Origin of the sequence: Pseudoalteromonas sp. CR1 (genome assembly GCF_019392235.1) — a bacterium.
GTDB lineage: Bacteria > Pseudomonadota > Gammaproteobacteria > Enterobacterales > Alteromonadaceae > Pseudoalteromonas.
Map to the genome: position 1 here is coordinate 1 of NZ_JAHXRM010000380.1, position 258 is coordinate 258.

At 62.0% G+C, this 258-nt stretch carries 1 protein-coding gene; it reads left to right on the forward strand.

Annotation, left to right across the window (positions count from 1 at the left end; genetic code table 11):
* Window positions 1-258: hypothetical protein (locus KZZ04_RS19805; protein ID WP_219423971.1), on the forward strand; the 258-nt coding region annotated here is incomplete at both ends.

Below are 258 nucleotides of genomic sequence, written 5' to 3' on the forward strand. Positions count from 1 at the left end.
GCCTGCGAATCCCGAGCAACTGGCGCAGGCCTACCTGAAGGACCGGGACGACGATCAGTCGCTTTTCGATTATCTTGCGGCCACCCTGCATGACCACTACAAGCTCGACCAATTCAAGTTGAGCCCTGACGGCAGCGAAGCCGAGCGCCTGCCCGACCGAGGCATCTTGCAGCGGCTGATCCGCATCGACGTCGTCAGCGCTCAGCGCCACATCGACGACCGTGAAGAAGGCAGCAAGGCCACGCGCCTCTCGACATT